This window comes from Nocardiopsis sp. FR4 (assembly GCF_009830945.1).
Lineage (GTDB): Bacteria > Actinomycetota > Actinomycetes > Streptosporangiales > Streptosporangiaceae > Nocardiopsis.
On sequence record NZ_VWVV01000005.1, the window covers coordinates 138242 to 157960 of the forward strand.

Annotated in this window: 18 protein-coding genes; 10 read left to right on the forward strand and 8 right to left on the reverse strand. The window is 74.9% G+C overall.

The features are described 5' to 3' along the window. Both FYW95_RS08655 and FYW95_RS27635 read right to left on the reverse strand, forming a co-directional pair. Complete coding sequence (locus tag FYW95_RS08655) at positions 1-882, reverse strand: aldo/keto reductase (RefSeq protein WP_159943278.1); 882 nt, start codon at positions 880-882, stop codon at positions 1-3. A gap of 143 nt (positions 883-1025) precedes the next feature. Then, positions 1026-1193: a hypothetical protein gene (locus tag FYW95_RS27635; protein ID WP_201294770.1), complete on the reverse strand. Its 168-nt coding sequence runs from the start codon at positions 1191-1193 to the stop codon at positions 1026-1028. Positions 1194-1218: 25 nt separating this feature from the next. Here FYW95_RS27635 and FYW95_RS08660 point away from each other — a divergent pair, with 25 nt between their 5' ends. Then, the gene (locus FYW95_RS08660) at positions 1219-1743 is read left to right on the forward strand and encodes a CGNR zinc finger domain-containing protein (protein ID WP_159943277.1); all 525 of its coding nucleotides are present in this window, start codon (positions 1219-1221) and stop codon (positions 1741-1743) included. 12 nt (positions 1744-1755) lie between these two features. On the opposite strand, the gene FYW95_RS08665 is transcribed toward FYW95_RS08660, so the two are convergent. After that, a complete protein-coding gene (locus tag FYW95_RS08665) occupies positions 1756-2559 on the reverse strand; it encodes an IclR family transcriptional regulator (RefSeq protein ID WP_159943276.1) in 804 nt (267 codons plus the stop codon). A gap of 175 nt (positions 2560-2734) precedes the next feature. Between FYW95_RS08665 and FYW95_RS08670 the strand changes: the two genes are divergently transcribed. The 7 genes from FYW95_RS08670 (at position 2735) to pcaD (ending at position 9746) form a co-directional block, all read left to right on the forward strand. Continuing rightward, entirely contained in the window at positions 2735-3571 is an 837-nt protein-coding gene (locus FYW95_RS08670; RefSeq protein WP_159943275.1) for a CoA transferase subunit A, read from the forward strand. Beyond that, positions 3568-4323, forward strand: coding sequence for a CoA-transferase subunit beta (locus FYW95_RS08675; RefSeq protein ID WP_159943274.1), 756 nt, complete (start codon positions 3568-3570; stop codon positions 4321-4323). Before FYW95_RS08670 ends, FYW95_RS08675 begins: the two co-directional genes overlap by 4 nt. A 102-nt stretch (positions 4324-4425) precedes the next feature. Then, positions 4426-5601, forward strand: coding sequence for a thiolase family protein (locus FYW95_RS08680; protein ID WP_160050248.1), 1176 nt, complete (start codon positions 4426-4428; stop codon positions 5599-5601). A gap of 112 nt (positions 5602-5713) precedes the next feature. Continuing rightward, positions 5714-6478, forward strand: a complete 765-nt coding sequence (gene pcaH, locus FYW95_RS08685) for a protocatechuate 3,4-dioxygenase subunit beta (RefSeq protein ID WP_159943272.1) — start codon at positions 5714-5716, stop codon at positions 6476-6478. Next, a complete protein-coding gene (gene pcaG / locus FYW95_RS08690) occupies positions 6475-7038 on the forward strand; it encodes a protocatechuate 3,4-dioxygenase subunit alpha (RefSeq protein WP_160050249.1) in 564 nt (187 codons plus the stop codon). Before pcaH ends, pcaG begins: the two co-directional genes overlap by 4 nt. A gap of 190 nt (positions 7039-7228) precedes the next feature. Beyond that, positions 7229-8623 carry a 3-carboxy-cis,cis-muconate cycloisomerase gene (gene pcaB / locus FYW95_RS08695; protein WP_159943270.1) on the forward strand — a complete coding sequence of 465 codons (1395 nt, stop codon included), beginning with the start codon at positions 7229-7231 and terminating at the stop codon, positions 8621-8623. Beyond that, a complete protein-coding gene (pcaD, locus tag FYW95_RS08700) occupies positions 8613-9746 on the forward strand; it encodes a bifunctional 3-oxoadipate enol-lactonase/4-carboxymuconolactone decarboxylase PcaDC (RefSeq protein WP_159943269.1) in 1134 nt (377 codons plus the stop codon). Before pcaB ends, pcaD begins: the two co-directional genes overlap by 11 nt. An 85-nt stretch (positions 9747-9831) precedes the next feature. On the opposite strand, the gene FYW95_RS08705 is transcribed toward pcaD, so the two are convergent. The 5 genes from FYW95_RS08705 to FYW95_RS08725 all read right to left on the reverse strand — a co-directional run bounded on the left by FYW95_RS08705 (position 9832) and on the right by FYW95_RS08725 (position 16777). Beyond that, positions 9832-10668 (reverse strand): SAM-dependent methyltransferase, encoded by an 837-nt coding sequence (locus FYW95_RS08705; RefSeq protein ID WP_159943268.1) that lies wholly within the window; start codon positions 10666-10668, stop codon positions 9832-9834. A gap of 121 nt (positions 10669-10789) precedes the next feature. After that, a complete protein-coding gene (locus tag FYW95_RS08710) occupies positions 10790-11482 on the reverse strand; it encodes an SWIM zinc finger family protein (RefSeq protein ID WP_159943267.1) in 693 nt (230 codons plus the stop codon). Continuing rightward, positions 11479-14454, reverse strand: coding sequence for a DEAD/DEAH box helicase (locus FYW95_RS08715; protein ID WP_160050250.1), 2976 nt, complete (start codon positions 14452-14454; stop codon positions 11479-11481). The genes FYW95_RS08710 and FYW95_RS08715 overlap by 4 nt, the downstream gene beginning before the upstream one ends. Before the next feature lie 78 nt (positions 14455-14532). After that, complete coding sequence (locus tag FYW95_RS08720) at positions 14533-15930, reverse strand: MFS transporter (RefSeq protein WP_159943265.1); 1398 nt, start codon at positions 15928-15930, stop codon at positions 14533-14535. A gap of 7 nt (positions 15931-15937) precedes the next feature. Beyond that, a complete protein-coding gene (locus FYW95_RS08725; protein WP_159943264.1) occupies positions 15938-16777 on the reverse strand; it encodes a glycerophosphodiester phosphodiesterase family protein in 840 nt (279 codons plus the stop codon). A gap of 153 nt (positions 16778-16930) precedes the next feature. On the opposite strand from FYW95_RS08725, the gene FYW95_RS08730 reads away from it, so the two are divergent. After that, on the forward strand, positions 16931-17476 hold the full coding sequence (locus tag FYW95_RS08730; RefSeq protein ID WP_159943263.1) for an Rv3235 family protein: 546 nt from the start codon (positions 16931-16933) through the stop codon (positions 17474-17476). Between the two features lie 277 nt (positions 17477-17753). After that, on the forward strand, positions 17754-19652 hold the full coding sequence (locus FYW95_RS08735) for a S9 family peptidase (protein WP_159943262.1): 1899 nt from the start codon (positions 17754-17756) through the stop codon (positions 19650-19652). The last annotated feature ends 67 nt before the right edge of the window (positions 19653-19719 follow it).

Consider the following 19719-nt stretch of genomic DNA (forward strand, 5'->3'; position numbering starts at 1 on the left):
TCAGGTGCCGAGGTACTGGCTGATGCGCTCGGTCTCCTCCGGGCTCAGGCGCACCGCGGCGGCGGCCGTGTTCTCCTCCAGGTGCGCCACCCGGGACGTGCCGGGGATCGGCAGCATCACGGGGGAGCGGTGCAGCAGCCAGGCCAGGGCCAGCTGCACCGGGGTGACCTCGTGCTCGGCGGCCATCGCGGTCAGCGGCGAGTCCGGGCCCGCCAGCTCCCCGCGTCCCACCGGCGCCCACGGCAGGAACGCGATCCCGTCCTTCTCGCACTGCTCCAGGACGTCCTCGGACCGGCGGAAGGAGGGGGCGTACTGGTTCTGCACCGAGGCCACCGGGGTGATGGCCCGCGCGGCCGAGAGCTGGTCCACCGTCACCTCGCTCAGCCCGATGTGCCGGATCTTGCCCTCCTCGCGCAGCTCCGCCAGGGCGCCGAGCTGGTCGGCCAGCGGCACCTCGGGGTCGATGCGGTGCAGCTGGAGCAGGTCGATCCGCTCCAGGCCCAGGTTGCGCAGGCTCAGCTCCACCTGCTGCTTGAGGTAGGCGGGATGGCCCAGCGCGTGCCACTGGGAGGGACCGGTGCGCGCGAAGCCCGCCTTGGTGCCGATCACCAGGTCGTCGGGGTAGGGGTAGAGCGCCTCGCGGATCAGCTGCTCGCTGATCTGCGGCCCGTAGGAGTCGGCGGTGTCGATGAAGGTGATGCCCAGCTCGACCGCGCGCCGCAGCACCGCCAGCGCCTCGTCGCGGTCGCGGGGCGGGCCCCACACCCCCTCGCCGACGATGCGCATCGCCCCGAAGCCCAGGCGGTGGACCGGCAGGTCGCCGCCGAGGGTGAGGGTTCCCGACAGTCGGGCGATCTGTGGTGTGGCGTGTACGTCGGTCACGGTGTCCCTTCCGGCGGCGTCGGGCCGCGTGCTCGGAACCGGGGCGGGACCGCCGCGCGCGTCCGCGCTCCCGGCGGTGTCGCGGGCAGGATCTCAGGCGGCGCGGGCAGTCGCAAGGCGCCACGGGGACCCGGGGCGGCCGGTCAGCCCGGTTCGTCCCCCACCCGCGCCAGATCGTCCCTGACCAGGCCGAGGGGCCGGGCCAGCGTCACCCTGCGCTGGCCGCACGCGCAGCGCTGGTAGGCCACCACGCCCTCGCTGGTGGTGTGGTCCGACTCCGTGGCCCAGTGGTGTTCGTGCCGTGTACGCATGCGGCCAGTCTGGTGTAATGGCATTATGCATCTCAACCCTTACGGGCAGGGTCCGCTGGAACTGGCCGTGGACCTGCTCAACCGGCCCCCGGACGGACCGGCGGACCTGGAGCGCCGCTGCGTGCGGGCGGGGCTGGTGCTGGACAACCCCGTCACCGGGGACGACGCCGCGCGCGTGGCGGAGTTCCTGGCGCGCTGGACCGGGGTGGTGGAGGCCCGGGGTCCGGACGAGCGCGCCGGGCGGCTCAACCCGCTGCTGGAGGAGTTCTCCTCGGGGCCGCGCCTGACCGACCACGCGGGCACGGGGTGGCACCTGCACTACCGCCCCGACCACCTGCCCGCGCACCGGCAGATCGCCGCGCTGGTCGCGGTCGCCACCGCGCTGCACCTGACCGGCCGGGGGATGGACCGCCTGGGCCGCTGCGCCGCGCGCGGCTGCGCGCGGGTCTACGCCGATTTCTCGCGGGGCGGCCGCCAGCGGTACTGCTCGCCCGCCTGCGGCAACCGCGACGCGGTCCGGCGCCACCGGGCCCGGGCCGCGCGCGGCTGAGCGCCCCGGGGGCTACTGGCCGCTGTCGCGGCGGGCCACCGCGGCCAGGTCGGTCTCGATCCGCGCGGTGGTCTCCAGCAGCGCGGGCAGCAGGTCGCGGCGCACGTCCTCGATGGAGGCCCGGTTGGCGTGCGCGGAGACGTTGGCCGCCGCGATCACCCGGCCCGACCCGTCGCGGACGGGCGCGGCCAGCGAGCGCAGCCCCTCCTCCAGCTCCTGGTCGACGATGGCGTACCCCTGCTCGCGCACCCGCATCAGCTCGGCGCGCAGCTCGTCGGGGTCGGTGATGGTGAACCGGGTCAGCGGCCTGAGCTCCACCCGCTCCAGGTAGGCGTCCAGGAAGCGGTCGTCCTGCCCGGCCAGGAGCACGCGGCCCATCGAGGTGGCCGAGGCGGGGAAGCGCGTGCCCACGCTGATGGCCACCGCCATGATCCGGGAGGTGGCCACGCGCGCCACGTAGAGCACGTCGTCGCCCTCCAGCACCGAGACCGAGGCGGACTCGTGCACGCGGGCGGACAGGTCCTCCAGGTGGGGCTGGGCCACGTCCGGCAGCCCGGCCGAGGCCACGTAGGCGTAGCCCAGTTCCAGCACGCGCGGGGTGAGGGAGAAGAGCCTGCCGTCGGTGCGCACGTATCCCAGGTCGACCAGGGTGAGCAGGAACCTGCGGGCGGCGGCGCGGGTCAGGTCGGTCTCGCGGGCGACCTCGCTGAGCGTCATGGAGCGCCGCTCGGCCGAGAAGGCGCGGATGACCGTCAGACCGCGCTCCAGGGACTGCACGAAGTGGGCGCCGCGGGCCGTGTCGTCTTCGGTGGGCATGGGGCCTTCCTGGGTCGGGTGCGGGGGGCGGAGCCAGAACCCCCCGAAATGTTCTCATGACGCACACGTGTGGTCACGTCGTCGACCCTTGACCGGATCCGGGATCGGCGCTACGGTCGTACCCAAGATGTTCGCTGTGTGAACATTCATTCGCTATCCGAACGGGAGTGCCTCCATGATCGTGCCCCTGGACGAGGCGGTGCGCGAGCTCGTCCACGACGGCGACACCGTCGCCCTGGAGGGGTTCACCCATCTCATCCCCGTGGCGGCGGGGCACGAGATCATCCGCCAGGGCCTGCGCGACCTCACCCTGGTCCGGATGACCCCCGACATCGTCTACGACCAGCTCATTGGCGCCGGATGCGCCCGCAAGCTCGTCTTCTCCTGGGGCGGCAACCCCGGGGTGGGCTCGCTGCACCGCTTCCGCGACGCCGTCACCGCCTCCTGGCCCGTGCCCCTGGAGATCGAGGAGCACAGCCACGCCGGGATGGCCAACCGCTACGTGGCGGGCGCCTCCGGCCTGCCCTTCGCCATCCTGCGCGGCTACAGCGGTACCGACCTGGTGGAGAACAACCCCCACATCAAGACCGTGACCTGCCCCTTCAGCGGGCAGGAGCTGGCCGCCGTGCCCGCGCTCAACCCCGACGTGACGATCGTGCACGCCCAGCGCGCGGACCGCGACGGCAACGTGCAGCTGTGGGGCATCACCGGCATCCAGAAGGAGGCCGTGCTGGCCGCCGAGCGCGCCCTGGTCACCGTGGAGGAGGTCGTGGACGCCCTCGACCCCGTCCCCGGCCAGGTCGTCCTGCCCGGCCGCGTGGTCGACCGGGTCAGCGTCGTCCCCGGCGGGGCCGCGCCCTCCTACGCGCACGGCTACTACGAGCGCGACAACGACGCCTACCGCGCCTGGGACGCGGTCGGCCGCGACCGCGAGGCCTTCACCGCCTGGCTGGCCGAGCTGACCGGCGCCGGCGCCCCCGGCGCCCCCGAGCCCGCAGGGAGGGGTCTGTGACCACCGCGACCTGGACCTCCGACGAGATCATGACCGTCACCGCGGCGCGCTCGCTGCGCGACCGGATGTCGTGCTTCGTCGGCATCGGCCTGCCCAGCACCGCAGCCAACGTGGCCCGCCGCACCCACGCGCCGGGGCTGTGGATGATCTACGAGTCCGGCACCCTGGGCACCGTCCCGGACCACCTGCCGCTCTCCATCGGCGACGGGATCCTCGCCGAGACCGCCGACACCGTGGTCTCGGTCCCCGAGGTCTTCAACTACTGGCTGCAGGCGGGGCGGATCGACGTCGGCTTCCTCGGCGCCGCCCAGATCGACCGGTACGCCAACATCAACACCACCGTCATCGGCGACTACGCCCACCCGAAGGTGCGCCTGCCCGGGGCGGGCGGCGCCCCCGAGATCGCCGCCTCCTGCCGTGAGGTCATCGTGATCATGCGGCACAGCCGCCGCGCCTTCGTGGACCGGGTCGACTTCGTCACCTCGGTCGGCCACGGCTCGGGCCCCGGCGACCGCGAGCGCCTGGGCCTGCGCGGCGCCGGTCCGGTGCGGGTGATCACCGACCTGGGCGTGCTCGAACCCGATCCCGTCACCCGGGAGCTGGTCCTGACCGGCGTGCACCCGGGGGTGGAGGCGGAGGCGGTCCGCGAGGCCACCGGATGGGACCTGGCGGTGGCCGGGGAGCTGGCCGTGACCCCCGAGCCCACCGAGGAGGAGCTGTCGGTGGTGCGCTCCCTGACCGGGGCCTCGTGAGGGGTCGGCGCGAACGCCGCCCTACAGTTACCTAACAGTGTTAGGTTCCAGTCCGCCCGCGGCCGGGCCTCCCCGGCCGCACCACCCTCCAGGAGGCCCACGGTGACCGACGTCTACGTCCTCGACGCCGTCCGCACCCCCTTCGGCAAGTACGGCGGCGGCCTGTCCGGGGTACGCCCCGACGACCTCGCCGCCCACGTCGTCCGCTCCCTCGTCGAACGCGCGCCCGGGCTCGACCCCGCCGCCGTCGACGAGGTCGCCCTCGGCAACGCCAACGGCGCGGGCGAGGAGAACCGCAACGTCGCCCGCATGGCGGCCCTGCTGGCCGGGCTGCCCACCTCCGTGCCCGGGGTCACCGTCAACCGCCTGTGCGGCTCCGGCATGGAGGCCGCCATCCAGGCCAGCCGCGCCATCCAGGTCGGCGACGCCTCCCTGGCCGTGGCCGGGGGAGTGGAGTCCATGAGCCGCGCCCCCTGGGTCCTGCCCAAACCGGCCAAGGGCTTCCCCGCCACCGACGCCACCCTGCACTCCACCACCCTGGGCTGGCGCATGGTCAACCCGCGCATGCCCGGGCGCTGGACCCTCTCCCTGGGCGAGGCCACCGAGGGACTCGCCGAGCAGCACGGCGTCAGCCGCGCCGACCAGGACGCCTTCGCCCTGGCCAGCCACGCCAGGGCCGCCGAGGCCTGGGCCAGGGGCGTCTTCGACGACGAGATCGTCCAGGTGCCCGAGGCCCGCCTGGACCGCGACGAGTCCATCCGCGAGACCTCCGCCGACAAGCTCGCCGGGCTCAAGCCCGCCTTCCGCCCCGAGGGCACCATCACCGCGGGCAACGCCTCGCCGCTCAACGACGGCGCCGCCGCCCTGCTGCTGGGCGACCGCGCCGCCGCCGAGGCCGCCGGCCTGGAGCCCATGGCCCGGATCGCCGGGCGCGGCGCCGCCGGGGTCGACCCCGACGTGTTCGGCGTCGGACCGGTCCGCGCCGCCGAGATCGCCCTCGAACGCGCCGGGATCGGCTGGGGCGACCTGTCGGTGGTCGAGCTCAACGAGGCCTTCGCCGCCCAGTCCCTGGCCTGCGTTCGCAGCTGGAAGGATCTGGACCCCGAAATCGTCAACCCCAACGGGGGCGCCATCGCCATCGGACACCCCCTGGGCGCCTCCGGCGCCCGGATCCTCGGCTCCCTCGCCCACGAACTGCGCCGCCGCGGCGGGGGATGGGGGCTGGCCGCGCTGTGCATCGGCGTGGGCCAGGGCCTGGCCGTCGTCCTGCACGCCTAGGCGCGCACGCGCCCGTCCCGGGGCCCGGTCCCCGGGACGGGCGGCACCACCACAACCGGCCTGACTCCGCTCGGGCCAGCGGCACCGGTCCGCACGAACGAAGGAACACGTCATGCCCACCCCTCCCGACACGGAGCGCGCACCGTCCGGTCTGTACGTGCCCGGCTACGTCCGCGACCACGACACCCACCCGCCGCTGGACTACCCCGGCTACAAGAGCACGGCGCTGCGCCACCCCAAGCGCCCGCTGACCCTGCTCCCGCACATGCTCACCGAGATCACCGCGCCCGTGCTCGGCGAGGACCGCCTGGGCGAGCACGACCACGACCTGACCCGCCAGCACGACGAGGAGCCCCAGGGCCAGCGCGTCATCGTGCACGGGCAGGTCCGCGACAGCGACGGCAGCCCCGTGCCGCACACCCTGGTGGAGATCTGGCAGGCCAACGCCGCCGGGCGCTACCGCCACGCGGGCGACAGCTGGCCCGCCCCGCTCGACCCCAACTTCACCGGGGTCGGCCGGGCGCTCACCGACGACCGGGGGCACTACCGCTTCGTCACCATCCGCCCGGGCGCCTACCCCTGGCGCAACCACCAGAACGCCTGGCGGCCCGCACACATCCACTTCTCGCTGTTCGGGCGGGCCTTCACCCAGCGCCTCGTCACCCAGATGTACTTCCCCGACGACCCGCTGTTCTTCCAGGACCCGATGTGGAACTCGGTGCCCGACCCCAAGGCCCGCGAGCGTATGCTCGCCGCCTACGACCACGACACCACCTCGCCCGAGTGGGCGCTGGCCTACCGGTGGGACATCGTGTTGCGCGGACGGGAGCAGACCCCGTTCGAGTCCGAGCAGGAGATCCTGGAGGAGGACGAGTGAGCACCCACGCCACCACCCCGTCCCAGACGGTCGGCCCCTACCTGCACATCGGCCTGCCCTGGCCCGACGGCCCCTACGCCGTGGCCGAGGGCACCCCGGGCGCGGTGTGGATCCGCGGCACCGTCTACGACGGCGCCGGGCAGCTCGTCCCCGACGCCCTGATCGAGACCTGGCAGGCCGACCCCGAGGGCCGCTTCGACCACCCCGACGACCCGCGCGGGGCCAAGCGCCATCCGGGCTTCCGCGCCTTCGGCCGCTGCCCCACGGCCCCCGACGGCACCTACGGCATCCTCACCCTCAAGCCCGGCGCCGTTCCCGGGCCGCACGGCGACCAGGCCCCGCACATCGACGTGTCGGTGTTCGCGCGCGGCATGCTGCACCGCGTCGTCACCCGCCTGTACTTTCCCGAGGAGGAGGCCGCCAACGCCGCCGACCCGGTACTGAACAGCGTCGGCGACCCCGAGGCCCGCGCCACTTTGGTGGCGGACCGCGCCGCGGACGGCTACCGCTTCGACATCCGGCTCCGGGGCGAGGGCGAGACGGTCTTCTTCGACATCTAGCACCGAAAGGACTCCGCCGACCCGGCGTGATCTCGTACTTGCAGCGCGTCTCGCCGTCCAACCCCGCCGCGAGTACAAGATCACCGGGAGCGGGGCCCCTCCCGTCACACCGCTCACCTTTCCGGCCGACCGATCGGCAGTCCCCGGCCCGGGGCCAGCCCCGGACCGCCGAGCCCTGGAGGCGCGCACCATGACCGGCCTGTTCGACGGCGTCTTCGACCACGGACCCGCCGCCGCTCTCACCGACGACACCGCCTGGCTCCAGGCCCTGCTCGACGTGGAGGCCGCCCTGGCGCACGCCCTAGCCGACAGCGGGCTCCTGGCCCCGGAGCGGGCCGACGCCGTCGCCGCGGCCTGCACCGCCGCGCGCTACGACCCCGGCGAACTGGGCCGGGCCGCCGCGGGCGGCGGCAACCCCGTCATCCCCCTGGTCAGGGAGCTCACCGCCCGGGTGCGCGAGGCCGACCCCGAGGCGGCCCGCCACGTGCACCGGGGCGCCACCAGCCAGGACGTCATGGACACCGCCGCCATGCTTCTGGCCCGCCGCGCGGGCGGGACCGTCCTGTCGGACCTGCGCGCCCTGGCCGACCACCTGCGGGCCCTGGCCCGGGCCTACCGCGACACGCCCATGCCCGGCCGCACCCTGCTGCAGCAGGCCCTGCCCACCACCTTCGGCGCGGTCGCCGCCGGATGGGCCAACGGGCTCTCCGAGGCCGCCGACCAGCTCGAACACGTGCTGTACCACCGTCTGGCCGTCCAGTTCGGCGGCGCCGTGGGCACCCTGGCCTCCCTGGGGCGGGACGGCCCCGCCGTCGCCGCCGCCCTGGCCGCCCGCCTGGACCTGACCGAACCCGTCCTGCCCTGGCACACCGACCGCGGCCGGATCGCCGAGCTGGCCGCCGCCCTGGGCCGGGTCTGCGGCGCGGTCGGCACCGCCGCCCAGGACATCGTGCTGCTGGCCCAGACCGAGGTGGGCGAACTCGTGGAGGAGGGCGGCCCGGGCGTGGGCGGCTCCTCCACCATGCCGCACAAGCGCAACCCCGTGGCCGCCGTCAGCGCCCTGGCGTGCGCCCGCCAGGCCCCCGGGCTCGTGGCCACCCTGCTCGCCGCCCAGATCCAGGAGCACCAGCGCGCCGCCGGCGGCTGGCACGCCGAATGGCTGCCCCTGACCGACCTGCTGCGCCGCACCGGCGCCGCCGTGGCCTGGCTGCGCACCAGCGCGGCCCGCCTGCGCGCGGACACCGCGCGGATGCGCTCCAACCTGGACGCCACCGGCGGCCTGGCCCTGTCCGAGCGCGTCACCACCGACCTGGCCCCCGAACTGGGCCGCACGGAGGCGCACCGGCTGGTCACCGACGCCTGCCGGGAGGCCGTCGACTCCGGCCGCGACCTGGTCGACGTCCTCGCCGTGAACCTGGAAGGGGTCCGCTCCCGCGGGCGGATCGCCGCCCTGCTCGACCCGGCGGACTACCTGGGTTCGGCCGGGGCGTTCACCGACCGGGTCACCGGGGCCGCGGCGGGTAGGACGGGGCCCGTGGCACACACCGACAGCGAAGAAGGAGCACCGACACCAGATGAGCGTTGACCTCCACCACACCGAGAGCGGCCCCGCCGACGCGCCGCCCCTGCTGCTGGGCGGCTCCTTGGGCACCACCACGCACATGTGGGACCCGCAGGTCGAGGCGCTCTCGGCCGTCTTCCGGGTGATCCGCTTCGACCACCGCGGGCACGGGGACTCCCCTGTCCCGGAGGGCCCCTACACCATGGCCGACCTGGGCGGCGACGTCCTGGCGCTGATGGACCGCCTGGGCATCGAGCGCGCCCACTACGCGGGGCTGTCCATCGGCGGCATGGTCGGCCAGTGGCTGGCGGTGCACCACCCCGGGCGGATCGACCGCCTGGCCCTGCTGGCCACCTCACCCCACATGGGTCCGGCGAGCAACTGGCGGGACCGTGCCGCCCTGGTGCGCGCCGAGGGCACGGGGGCCGTGGCCGACTCGGTGGTGGAGCGCTGGTTCACCCCGGCCTTCGCCAAGGACGAGCCCGCCCAGGTCGCCCTGCTGCGCGAGCAGATCGCGGCCACCGCGCCCGAGGGGTACGCGGGTTGCTGCGGGGCCATCGAGACCTTCGACCTGCGCGGGGAGCTGCACCGGATCACGGCGCCCACGCTGGTGGTCGCCGGGGCCGACGACCCGGCCACCCCGCCCGGGGGCAACGCCGAGCTCATCGCCGAACAGGTGCCCGACGCGCGCCTGGTGGTGCTGGAGGAGGCCGCGCACCTGCTGTCCTGGCAGCAGAGCGCCAAGGTCAACACGCTGCTCACCGAGCACTTCGCCGCCGCCGACCGCTACGGGTCGGGAATGAGGGTGCGCCGCGCCGTGCTGGGCGACGCGCACGTGGACCGGGCCGAGGCGCGCAAGACCGGCTTCACCGAACCCTTCCAGGACCTCATCACCCGCTACGCCTGGGGGGAGGTCTGGACCCGCCCGGGCCTGGACCGGCGCACCCGCAGCTGCATGGTGCTCACCGCGCTGGTCGCGCACGGCCACTGGGCCGAACTCGCCATGCACGTGCGCGCGGCGCTGCGCAACGGCCTCACCCCCGACGAGATCGGCGAGGTGTTCCTGCAGGCCGCGGTCTACTGCGGGGTGCCCGCCGCCAACAAGGCCTTCGGGATCGCCCAGGAGGTCTTCGCCGAACGGGACTGAGTGCGCGGGCCCGGACCCGACCCCCTCCGGAACCCGCTCGCCTGTGCGTGCACCGGACACGGGGTGCGTCCGGTGCGCCCCGGGGTCAGGGCTTGAAGGCCACGCCCGCCATCTCCCACAGCTTGACGTTCGGGTCGGCGGGGCGCACCGCCGGGTCCCGGTCGGGGTGGCGCCAGGTCGCGCAGTCCACCAGGCGCGGGCCCTCGTCGCGCCCGTCGTTCCACGGGCTGACCAGGTCCAGGCCCTCGAAGATCACGGCGGCCTCCTCGGGGCTGCGCACCCGGCCCCACGGGGTGCCGTAGGACAGGACCCTGTCCGTGACCCACTCGCGGGTGGCCGGGTCGTCGGAGACCATGTGCGAGTAGATCAGGCACGAGCCCGAGGGAAGGCTGTCGATGATCGGCCGCACCAGGCCGAAGGGGTCGTCGGAGTCGGGCAGGCAGTGCAGGAGCGCGACCAGCATCAGCGCCGTGGGCATGTCGCGGTCGATCAGGCGCCGGGTCTCGGGCGCGGAGAAGATCTCCTCGGTGTCGCGCAGGTCGGCGAGCAGGAAGGCGGTCTCACCGCTGTTGGTGATCAGCGCCCGCCCGTGCGCGAGCACGATGGGGTCGTTGTCCACGTAGACCACCCGGGCGCGGGGGTTGGCCCGCTGCGCCGCGTGGTGGGTGTTGTTGGCGGTGGGCAGGCCGGCGCCCAGGTCCAGGAACTGCTCCAGCCCCTGGGCCGCGGCGTACTCCGCGGCGCGGGCCAGGTAGGCGCGGTTGTCGTTGGCCAGCGGGAGGATCTCGGGCACCCTCTCGAGGAGGACGTCGCACGCCTTGCGGTCGACCTCGAAGTTGTCTTTTCCGCCCAGCAGGTAGTCGTACATGCGCGCGGCACTGGGGACTTCCATGTTGATGTTGGGTGGGAAGTGATCGGCCATAGAGAGGGCACCCATCCGAAAGTGGCGAGGACGTTCTTTGGCCGAATGGTAACCGTGTTTGCGCGGGCTTAGCGGAGTTTTCTCCAACAAAGTCCGCTGTACGTATTCGGACTGCGTATCCTCACGTTCCGGTCCTTGATCCCTCCTGTCCGAAACCGGGCAGGTCGTCGGCCACGATCCCGGGCGCGGCGGCCCTGACGCGCTCACCCGCGCCCGGGGGCGGAACCGGCGCCGGGGGCAACGGCGGCGCCGACCAGAACCCGGCGGCCGAGTCGGCGCCGGTTTGCTCCGCTATTGCCTGTTCCTTTTTCCCGAATGTCGCCTCTTCGCCCGAACATCCTTTTACGGCGGTCGCGGAAAGAGCCCTGACCTGCGCGGTGAGCGCGCGCCGGTCCCGGCCCAGCCACCGGGTCAGCGTGAACGGGTCCCGGTCGGCCAGGGCGCCCAGTTCCGCCACCGCCGCCCCCAGGTGCGCGCACCGGCCCTCCCACCGGTCGCAGGAGCAGGTCGCCACCAGCGCCTCCCAGCCGCGCGGGACCAGGTCCCACCCCAGCAGGGCGAACACCCGGGCCGCCGCCACCGGCAGCTCACCGTCCAGCACGCGGGCGCGGAAGACCGGCTGGGAGGCCAGGGCCGCGCACAGGCGCTCCCACTCGGCCTCGGCGGGCACCGTGCGGATGAGGCTCACCTCGTGCGCGCCCGGACCGCGCACCCGCCCGGCGACCTCGCCCGGGCGCACCGTCAGCCGCTCCACCCGGGCCGACCCGGCGGGCGCCCCCAGGGACTCGGCGACCAGCGCCGACCACGTGCTCATCCGGCCACCGCCTCGGGGGACAGCCGCACGACCTCGCGCAGGTCCTCCACCGACAGCCCGGCCAGCCACGCCTCCCCGGTGGCCACGGCGCTGTCGGCCAGCGCGCTCTTGCGCTCGATCATCTCGTCCACCCGCTCCTCCACCGTGCCCACGCACACCAGCTTGCGCACCTGCACGTCGCGCCGCTGGCCGATCCGGAACGCCCGGTCCGTGGCCTGGTCCTCCACCGCCGGGTTCCACCAGCGGTCCACGTGCACCACGTGGTTGGCCGCGGTCAGGTTCAGCCCCGTTCCGGCGGCCTTGAGCGAGAGCAGGAACACCGCCGGGCCGTCCAGGGTCTGGAAGAGCTCGGTCATCCGCTCCCGCTCCGCCCGGGGGGTGCCCCCGTGCAGCCACAGCACCGGCACCCCCAGCCGCGAGCGCAGGTAGGGCTCCAGGCGCTCCCCGAACCGCGCGTACTGGGTGAAGCACAGGGCCTTGTCGCCCTCGGCCGCGGCCTCGCCCAGGATCGACTCCAGGCGCTCCAGCTTGCCCGAGCGCCCCGGCAGGGCCGAGCCGTCCCCCAGGAACTGTGCGGGGTGGTTGCAGATCTGCTTGAGCCGCGACATCGTCGCCAGCACCAGCCCCCTGCGCTCCTTCTCGGTGGCCTCGGCCATCCGCTCGCCCATGTCGTCCACCACCGCCTTGTACAGCGAGGCCTGCTCGGGGGTGAGCGTGCACCAGGTGCGCATCTCGGTCTTCTCCGGCAGGTCGGCGATGATCGACCGGTCGGTCTTCAGGCGCCGCAGCACGAACGGGCCCGTCATCCGGCGCACGAGGCCGGTGTCGGGGCCCTCCTCGCCCTCGACCGCCGCCTCGAAGGCCGCCGCCGTGCCCAGCAGGCCCGGGTTGGCGAACTCCATGACCGACCACAGCTCGCCCAGGTTGTTCTCCACCGGGGTGCCGGTGAGCGCGATCCGGGTGGCCGCGGGCAGCGCCCGCACCGCCCGCGCCTGTCGGGTCCCGGCGTTCTTGAGCGCCTGCGCCTCGTCGCACACCACCCGGTGCCAGGGCATGCCCGCCAGCTCCTCGCCGTCGCGGGAGACCACCCCGTAGGTGGTGACCACCAGGTCGCACGCCCCCACCAGGCGGGCGAGCGCGTTGCCGGTGGGGCGGTCGGGGCCGTGCTGGATGTGCACCCGCAGGGAGGGCGCGAACCGCTCGGCCTCGCGCCGCCAGTTGCCCACCAGGGACACCGGGCACACCAGCAGGGTCGGACCCGGCGCCGCGCCGTGGGCGCGCTCGTCGGTGAGCAGGGCCAGCAGCTGCACGGTCTTGCCCAGCCCCATGTCGTCGGCCAGCACCGCGCCCAGGCCCAGTTCGCCCAGGAAGCGCAGCCAGGAGGCACCCCGGTCCTGGTAGGGGCGCAGCGTGCCGCCGAACCCCGGCGGGGTGCCCATCGGGCGCGGCTCGGCCCGGGTGCCCCCGTCCAGCAGCGCGCCGAGCGGACCCGAGGCGACCGCGTCGGCCACCGGCAGGGGGGCGGAGCCCGGCGCCCCCAGGGCCGTGCGCAGCGCCTCGTCGGTGCGCATCCGCCGACCGCCGCGCCGCCTGACCAGGTCCAGGGCGGCGCCCAGACGCTCGGGGTCCACCTCCATCCACCGGCCGCGCACCCGCACCAGGGAGCGCTTGAGGCGGGCCAGTTCGGCGAGCTCGTCCAGTTCCTCCTCGGTGAGCGGTGTGCCGGGGCCCTCCCCGCCGCCGCGCAGCAGGGCCTCGAAGGAGACGTCGACCAGCTCCGAGGGGCCCACGCCGCCGCCCCGCCGCCGACGGGGCGGCTCCTCCACCCGCACCCGCAATCCCAGGCCGGAGCGCAGTTCGGGCAGGACCACGGCGAACCCGGCCGCGCTCAGCCGGGGCGCCGCGCCGGTGACGAACTCCTGGGCCTCCTCGGTACGCAACAGCAGCCGGGTCGGGGCCAGGTCCCCCAGCGCGCGGCGCAGCGGCGGGTGGTGGCGCGCGGCCCGGCGCAGGTCGGCCAGGGCGGTGGTGCCCACGTCGGCGGGCAGCCACGCGGCGCCCTCGCCCCGCCACACCTGCTCCAGGGGCAGGCGCAGGCCGGGGTCGGCCACCGAGCGCACCCAGAACTCGACCGCCCACGGGCCCTCGCGGTCGGGCTCGCGCAGCAGGAACAGCAGCGCCGCCCGTCCCGCGCCGCGCACCCGCGAACGCCACTCGCGCAGCGGGCCGCGCAGCCGGGCGGCGGTGTCGGCGTCCACGCGCGTGTCGCCTCCGGTCAGCGCCGCGGCGAGCCTGCGGCCGGGGCGCGGATCGGTCCGGCCGGCCCCGGCCGACCGGTCCTCGGCCAGGCGGCGGGCCACGGCGTCGGTGAGCAGTTCCAGGGGTGCGAGCACGCAGGCGCGGGCCACGGCGTCCGGCGCCCGCCCGGGCAGGTGGGCGCGGGCCGAGGGCGGCAGGGCGGCGGTGAGCGCGGCCAGGTGCTCCTCGGCCCAGTCCAGGGGAGCGGGCCGCCAGCGGGCCCGGAGCGGATCGCCCACCAGGTCGGGCAGCACGCACCCGGAGCGCACCAGCAGTTCGGCGAAGTCGCGGACCGCGCGCAGGTGGGCCAGGGAGGGGCCGGCGTCCGTCCGGTCGGCCCGGTTGAGGAACTCCTCGGCGCGGGCGGCCCCCAGCCGCAGCACGGGCACGCGCCAGGGGTGGACGGCGGCGGGGCCCGCCTCGGGGGCGCCTGTGGAGGCGGAGGGGGCGTCGACGCTTCCGGGCAGGGTGAGGTCCAGGTGCGCGGCCCGCACCTCCGCGTCGGGCCCGGCGTCCGCCGTGCCCGCCAGCGCGCGCAGGCCCCGGGCGTCCACCGCGAAGGGATGCGCCCGGGGCCGCCCGTCGCCGGAACCGGTCTCCCCGCCCGCGGCGGGGACGCCCTCGGCCCACACCGCCAGCGCGTCGCCGTCCCACACGCCGTGCACGATGCGCACCGCACCTCCCGTGTCCTCGCCCGTCGTGGTCGCGGGCCCCAGTATGGCCGGGACCGCCGACAGGCGGGGACGGGGACCTCAGAGGTTGCGCGGCACCTCGTTGCCGACGGCCAGGATGCCCTCGCGCATGCGGGTGCGCCACAGCAGCAGCCCGCCGAGCAGGAAGAAGGCCAGCAGGGACAGGATCGCCACCCGGTAGCCGCCGGTGACGGAGACCGCCACGGTCACCGCCAGCGACCCCAGGAAGGTCGACCCCTTGTCCGAGATCTGGAACAGGCTGAAGTACTCCGCCTCCCGGCCCTTGGGGATGAGCTGGGAGTACAGCGACCGCGCCAGGGACTGGGTGCCGCCCAGCACCAGGCCGATGCCCACGCCCATGGCGATGAACAGGGGCACGTTCCCCGCGGGCAGGAAGTAGGCCGCCGCCACCAGGCCGCCCCACACCACGAGCGTGGCCATCACGGTGTTCTTCGTCCCCAGCACCAGGGCCACCCGGCCGGTGAGGAAGGCGCCGCCGAAGGCCACGAACTGGATGATGAGGATGGTGGTGATCAGGGTGCCCTGTTCCAGCCCCAGGTCCTGGGTGGCGAAGGGCGCCGCGTAGCGGATGGTGGCCTGCACGCCGTCGTTGAAGAAGATGAAGGCCAGCAGGAACAGGATCGTGTTGGGGTAGCGGCGCATGTCCCTGAGCGTGTGCCCGAACTGGCGCAGCGACCGGCCCACCCGCGGCCGACCGCGCCCGCGCGCGGCCAGGGCCCCGTAGCGGTTGCGCAGCGGCCGGATCGCCAGGACGGTGAAGCCCGCCCACCACACGCCCACGGAGGCGAACGCGATCCGCGCGGCGTCGCCGGCGCCGATGCCCAGCGCGTCGGCGCTGAGCACCAGGCCCAGGTGCAGGGCCAGCAGCAGGGCGCCGCCCAGGTAGCCCACGCCCCAGCCGGTGACCGAGACCCGGTCGCGCTCGTCCGCCGTGGCGATCTCGGGCAGGAACGCGTTGTAGACCACGATGGACAGCCCGTACAGCACGTTGGCCAGCACGAACAGCACCGACGCCGCCAGGTAGCCGTCGGTGGCCAGGTACAGCCCCGCGGTGCACAGCGATCCGCTCAGGGCCAGCCAGAACAGCCACCGCTTCTTGTGCCGGGAGTGGTCGACCATCGCGCCCACCAGCGGCAGCAGCAGGATCTGCAGCAGGATCGCCAGGGTGGTCAGCGCCGGGTAGAGCGCGTTGGGGTGCAGGCTGAGGAAGCCCAGTCCTAGCGGGGTGAGCGACAGCGAGGGGTCCAGGCAGGCGGCGGAGTCCGCGGCCCCGGCCGAGGCGCACGCCAGGTTGCTCAGGTAGGGGCCGATGAGCACGGTCACCACCGAGGTGATGAACACGGAGTTGGCCCAGTCGTAGACGTACCACCCGCGCTGCTCGCGTCTGCGCTGGCGGGGGTCGGTGGAGGGGGTGCCCGCCTCCGGGGGTGCGACCATGGGGGAGTTATCCGTTCTGCGAGAGGCTGTCGTGGACGGTGTCTCGGGCGCCGGGGGAGGGGCCCGACCACTGGCCGCGCCGGACCAGGAGGTCGCGGAGCGCGACGGTGTTGTCGGTGACGATGCCGTCCACGCCCGCGTCGAGCAGGCGTTCCATCACCCGGGGCTCGTTGATGGTCCACACGTGCACCTGCAGCCCCATGCGGTGCGCGGTGCGGATCAGGTCCCGGCTGAGCAGGGGGAACCCGCCGTGCAGCATCGGGATCTGCGCGCACACCGGGACCCGGCCGGCCAGGGCGCGCAGCAGCGGGGACAGGGAGGCCGCCCGCAGCCTCACCACGTCCAGCGGCCCGCAGGAGGTGGCCACGGGGCGGCCCAGGAGAGCCCGGGCCCGGTCCAGGCGGCGCTGGTCGAAGGAGCCCACGCACACCCGGTCCCAGGCGTTGGTGCGGCGCAGCACCTCCCGCAGCGGCGCCACGGCCGCGTCGGCCTTCAGGTCGATGTTGAACCGCGCCTCGGGCCAGGACCCGAGCAGGTCCTCCAGCACCGGCACGGGCTCGCTCCCGCCCACGCGGGCCCGGGAGACCTCCCGGTAGGGCAGCTCGCCGATGGACCCGGAGCGGTCGGTGGCGCGGTCCAGGGTGGGGTCGTGGAAGGCCATCAGGACGCCGTCGGCGGTGGCGTGCACGTCCGTCTCCAGGTACGTGTAGCCGAGGTCGACGGCGTGCTGGAAGGCGGCGGCGGTGTTCTCCAGCTCGGTGCGGGGCGCCCCCCGTTCGCCGGTGAGCCAGCCGCCGCGGTGGGCCAGCGCCACGGGCGCGGGGGAGGAGAGGTAGGCGGAAGTCACCCTCGCAGTATGCCCCGTGTGGGTCGTGGAGCGCCCGCCGTCCCCTTGGTGGGAGAACGGCCGAAAAACCTGGAACGCCAGCTGGGCCGGCGGAGGATCGCGGCCTCTGTGCAGGGGTGAAGACGGACGTCGCCCCCCGGAAGGGTTCTGTTCATGTCCCACCCTCCTGCCCGTCAGCTCTGCCCCGGCCCCCGGTGCGCCCGCACCGCCGCCGTCCCCCACCGTCCGGTACGCACCCCCGCGCGCACCCCGCCGCCGCACCGCCCCCCGGACCGCCGGTGCGGTCCCGCCGCGCTGGCGGGCCACCGCACCCCCGGCGGGGTGCGCATGATGGCCCAGCGCGTGGCGGAGGTCCTGGTGGGCCGCCGCGCCCCCGAGGTGCTGCGCGACCACGTCACCGTCGCGGTCCGCGAGGAGCTGCGCCGCCTGCGCGGCACGTTCCCCTGCGAGCGCGCGCCCCGGCTGCCCCGGGTCTTCCACCAGCCCCTCGCCCCGGACGGGGTGGAGGCCAGCGCCCTGATCCCCTGTGAGCGGCGCTCGCGCGCCTTCGCCTTCCGGGCGCGCCACCGGGCGGGCCGCTGGGTCTGCACCAGCCTGGAGACCGACGGCCTGGTCCGCGGCCACCGCGCGATCCCGGTCGACCCGACCCGGGCCGCCCAGGTCCTCGGCGTCCGGGACGGCGCTCCCCGCCTCCGGTGAACCGCTCGGCTCCCCTCCGGTGCCCCCGCGTCACCGGAGGGGAGCACGGCCGGGGGAGAGGGGAGCGGCCCCCGTCCCCCGACCGCCTGGTTTTCGGCCGAGGAGGCTGGATAGGGTCCCTCTGGGGCGTCCGGACCGGAACGCCCCCGTTCGAACGGCGGCACCCGCAGCGGCCCCGCCGTGCCTGGCACGCGGTGGTCCCCGACACCGGTTCCACCGCCGAGGGAAAAGGAGGGGGCGGTCGCGGCGCTCCCCGCGCCGGGACGGCCATCCGTCTATGAAACCTGCTGACATCGTCCACCTGCACAGCCTCAGCGCGCCGACCCTGGCCCCCGACGGAGGTCGCGCGGTCTTCACCCTGACCCGGCCGGACCTGGAGGAGGACGCCTACCGCTCCTGCCTGTGGTCCGTCCCCACGGACGGTTCGGCACCTCCCGCCCAGCTCACCCGTGGCACCCGGGACACCAGCCCTGCCTTCTCCCCCGACGGGCGGTGGATCGCCTTCCTGCGCCCCGACGAGGACAAGCGCCCGCAGATCCACGTCCTGCCCGCGCGGGGCGGCGAACCCTGGAAGATCACCTCCCACCCGCTGGGCGCGGGCGCCCCGCGCTGGAGCCCCGACTCCACCCGGATCGCCTACACCGCGCGCCTGCCCGAGCCGGGCCGGTACGTGGACGTGGAGCCGGGCAAGGAGCCGCCCCGCCGCGTCACGCGGCTCAAGTACCGGCTCGACGACTTCGGCTTCACCAACGACCGGCTCGCGCACGTGTTCGTCTCCGCCCCGGTGGACCCCTCGGGCGAGGTGGGCGAGCCGATCCGGGTGACCGGCGGCGACTTCGAGCACGCCGCCGTGGCCTGGCGGCCCGACGGCTCGGAGCTGCTCTTCGCCTCCGCCCGGCACGCCACCCGCGACACCGACCTGGTGTGCGACCTGTGGGCGTGCGCGCCGGAGGAGGGCGCCGAGCCGCGCCGGGTCACCGACGGGACCCTGGAGGCCCAGAGCGGCGAGGTGTCCGGGGACGGGGCCACCGTCTACTTCCTGGCCGACGAGCTCGGCCCGGACCTGAACGACTTCGTGGGACGGACCACGGGTGCGTGGTCGGTCCCCGCGGACGCCCCGGCGGAGCCGGTGCGCCTGACGCCCGGGCACGGCCCCCGCATGGTCGGGCGGTTGCGGGTCACCGACACCGGGCTGCTGGGCCTGGCCGAGAGGCGGGGCGCGGTGGAACTGGTCCGCGTGCCCCTCGACGGCGGTGAGCCCGGGGCGGTCCTCGGCGGCAAGGTGCAGGTGCAGGACTTCGACGTCCGGGGCGGGACCACCGTCGCCGTGGTCGCCGACGGCCGCAGCAGCGGTGAGCTGGTCCTGGTCACCGACGGCGGCGCGCGGCCCCTGACCGCCTTCGCCGGTGCGCTGGACCCCCTCCCGATGACGGAGCTGACGGCGCACACCGAGGACGGCTACCCCGTGCACGGCTGGGTGACCGTTCCCCGGGGGGAGGGCCCGCACCCGGTGGTGCTGATGATCCACGGCGGCCCCTTCGCCCAGTACGGCCACCAGCTCCTCGACGAGACCCAGGTCTACGCGGCCGCCGGATACGCCGTGGTCATGTGCAACCCGCGCGGCTCCTCCGGCTACGGGCACGAGCACGGGCGCGCCGTCATCGGCTCGGTGGGCCGGACCACCGCCACCGACGTCCTGGCCTTCCTGGACGAGGCGCTGCGGGACGAGCGGCTCGACCCCTCCAGGGTGGGGGTCATGGGCGGCTCGCACGGCGGGTTCATGACCACCTGGATCAGCGCCCACCACGGCGAGCGCTTCCGGGCGGCGATCAGCGAGCGCGCGGTCAACGCGATCGACAGTTTCCACGGCTCCTCCGACATCGGCTCCCTCTTCCCGGGGCCGCTGTACGGGCCGCCGTCGAGCTGGGCCGCGGAGAGCCCGCTCACCTACGCCGACCGGATCGCCCTCCCCCTGCTGATCATCCACTCCGAGCAGGACTGGCGCTGCCCGCTGGAGCAGGCGCAGCGCCTGTTCACGTCGCTGAGGCTGCGCGGCCACGAGGCGGAGATGCTGCTCTTCCCCGGTGAGGGGCACGAGCTGACCCGCTCGGGGCTGCCCAGCCACCGGGTCGCGCGGTTCGAGGCGGTGCTGGAGTGGTGGCAGCGCCACCTGTGATCACGGGGACGGGGGAGACCCCCGCCCCTTTCGCAATTCGGAGTGATGCGCGTCACTTTTCTGGTGG

Bases quoted from the DNA above. Each gene is read 5' to 3' on its own strand.
- FYW95_RS08670 (WP_159943275.1), top strand. From the start codon at position 2,735: ATGATCGTGCCCCTGGACGAGGCGGTGCGCGAGCTCGTCCACGACGGC.
- FYW95_RS08665 (WP_159943276.1), bottom strand. From the start codon at position 2,559: ATGCCCACCGAAGACGACACGGCCCGCGGCGCCCACTTCGTGCAGTCC.
- FYW95_RS08730 (WP_159943263.1), top strand. From the start codon at position 16,931: ATGTCCCACCCTCCTGCCCGTCAGCTCTGCCCCGGCCCCCGGTGCGCC.
- FYW95_RS08710 (WP_159943267.1), bottom strand. From the start codon at position 11,482: ATGAGCACGTGGTCGGCGCTGGTCGCCGAGTCCCTGGGGGCGCCCGCC.
- FYW95_RS08735 (WP_159943262.1), top strand. From the start codon at position 17,754: ATGAAACCTGCTGACATCGTCCACCTGCACAGCCTCAGCGCGCCGACC.
- FYW95_RS08720 (WP_159943265.1), bottom strand. From the start codon at position 15,930: ATGGTCGCACCCCCGGAGGCGGGCACCCCCTCCACCGACCCCCGCCAG.
- pcaD (WP_159943269.1), top strand. From the start codon at position 8,613: ATGAGCGTTGACCTCCACCACACCGAGAGCGGCCCCGCCGACGCGCCG.
- pcaH (WP_159943272.1), top strand. From the start codon at position 5,714: ATGCCCACCCCTCCCGACACGGAGCGCGCACCGTCCGGTCTGTACGTG.
- pcaB (WP_159943270.1), top strand. From the start codon at position 7,229: ATGACCGGCCTGTTCGACGGCGTCTTCGACCACGGACCCGCCGCCGCT.
- FYW95_RS27635 (WP_201294770.1), bottom strand. From the start codon at position 1,193: ATGCGTACACGGCACGAACACCACTGGGCCACGGAGTCGGACCACACC.
- FYW95_RS08660 (WP_159943277.1), top strand. From the start codon at position 1,219: ATGCATCTCAACCCTTACGGGCAGGGTCCGCTGGAACTGGCCGTGGAC.
- FYW95_RS08705 (WP_159943268.1), bottom strand. From the start codon at position 10,668: ATGGCCGATCACTTCCCACCCAACATCAACATGGAAGTCCCCAGTGCC.